We start from the raw sequence: 1,801 nt of genomic DNA on the forward strand, positions 1-1,801 counted from the left end.
CGGCCAGTGCGCCGCTGTGGGCGTAGGCAGGCGCCAGCAGGCGCAGGGCCACCTCGACCACGATGGGCGCCGTCACGGCGTAGATATCCTGCCCGCGGACGCCAGCGGTGCGGGTCTGGCCACCCTGCACCAGCTGCACCATCAGTTCGAAGCGCTGCGCAGAGCGTCCGCTGTCGTCCGTGGCGGTGGGCGGCGGGGTGCCGGTGTCGCGGATATCCTGCAGCGCCGAGCGGTTGAGCAGCGAGCGGATGTGGCCCACCGGCAGGTGGTGGGCAATGGTGATGACCTCGCTGAACGGAATCTCCACCATGGCCTGGCTGCCCAGGGGCGCGGCAAACGCCCAGTCCGGCACGTGCTCAGACGGCACCAGCGGCACCAAGCGCCCTTGGGCCACCACCTGGCGCGGCACGGTGTTGCGCTCGCCTGTCTTGCGCGTGCCGGCGGTGGGCCACCAGCGGTCCAGCCCGATCGCCACAGTGATCTCGTCGATGGTGCCGGCCCTGGCCAGCGCGCTGGCCAGCAGGTCGGCCAGACCGCCATAGAAGGCGGCGGCCGGAATCACCACCTTGCCCGCAGCGCGGGCCGGAGCATCGAAATCGGCCAGGCTGGCCTGCGCACTCGCCTGCTCGGCCGTCACATCGATGTAGTGGCAGCCTGCCCGCAGCGCGGCCTGCGCCACCGGGGCAGCCGTGTCGAGAAAGGGGCCCGCGCAGTTGATGACCACGGCGCAGCCGGCAAACGCCTGTTCCAGGCTCTTGGGGTCGGCCAGATCGGCGATGCGCCGGGTCACGCCAGGGGCAAACACCTCGTCCAGCCGGGCGGCGCTGCGCCCCACGGCCACCACGGGCAGCCCGCGGCGCTGTGCTTCCTGCACGACAAATTGGCCGGTGTGGCCGGTGGCGCCGTAAACAGCGATGGGGCGGTGTTGTTGCGGGTTCATGGTCATCCTTTGCGTTGGGTGGGTGGTTGAAATTTGACGATACAGACCTGTCTGTTTTTTGAAGATTACAGACAGGTCTGTATCATGTCAAGCATGCGCACCACAAATTCCCGTTCCACCAGAGACCTCTCCCCCACCAGCGGCCCGGCCGCTGTGGCCGAGCCCGCCGCCGATGTCCGCAGCCGCATCCTCGACACCGCGTCCCGGCTGTTCTATGAACGCGGCGTGCGCGCCGTGGGCGTGGACCTGGTCGTGCTGGAAGCCGCCGTGGCCAAGACCAGCCTGTACCGCTACTTCCCCACCAAGGACGACCTCATCGTGGCCTTCCTGGAGCGGGAAGACGTCGAGTTCTGGGACCAATGGGACAGCGTGGCGGCCCAGTTCGCCGATGACCCCGCTGGGGAGCTGGAGGCCCACATGCGCTGGATTGGCGAGCGCCTGGCCCGCTCCAACTACCGGGGCTGCCCCCAGATCAACGTGGCCGCTGAATTTGCCGAGCAGGACCACCCTGCACGGCACGTGGCCCAGCGGCACATGCAGGCGCTGCGGGGCCGCCTGCACGACATCGCGGTGCGGTTGAAGGCCCCCCACCCGGAGCAACTGGCCGCCCAGCTTGCGGTGGTGGTGAACGGCGCATTCGTGAGCGCCGGACTGCTCAGCGCCGAAGAAGCCACCGGCGTGCTGGTAGCTGCCGTGCAGGCCCTGCAGGCCGGTGCCCGCAGCCCGGGCTAACCCCGGCCTGACATCTGCTGCCAGGCCGTTGTCAGCAGCCCCTCTCTACAGTGACCGTGCCCCACCGTGCCCGCTGCACCTTCACCGGGCCAGAGCACCTACCCCCCCCCTCAGAGAGGAGCCCCACCA

At 69.4% G+C, this 1,801-nt stretch carries 2 protein-coding genes; one reads left to right on the forward strand and one right to left on the reverse strand.

The window, feature by feature from the left end; all coding sequences use genetic code 11:
- On the reverse strand, positions 1-940 hold a 940-nt coding region (locus DBR23_RS20650; RefSeq protein WP_199227760.1), incomplete at its 3' end, for a saccharopine dehydrogenase NADP-binding domain-containing protein.
- 93 nt (positions 941-1,033) lie between these two features.
- Between DBR23_RS20650 and DBR23_RS20655 the strand changes: the two genes are divergently transcribed.
- The gene (locus DBR23_RS20655; RefSeq protein WP_108499445.1) at positions 1,034-1,672 is read left to right on the forward strand and encodes a TetR/AcrR family transcriptional regulator; all 639 of its coding nucleotides are present in this window, start codon (positions 1,034-1,036) and stop codon (positions 1,670-1,672) included.
- Positions 1,673-1,801: the final 129 nt, after the last annotated feature.

This window comes from Acidovorax sp. HMWF018, assembly GCF_003061035.1.
Classification (GTDB): Bacteria; Pseudomonadota; Gammaproteobacteria; order Burkholderiales; family Burkholderiaceae_C; genus Acidovorax; species Acidovorax delafieldii.

Coding starts and splice junctions, on each gene's coding strand:
- DBR23_RS20655 (WP_108499445.1), top strand. CDS start 1,034: ATGCGCACCACAAATTCCCGTTCCACCAGAGACCTCTCCCCCACCAGC.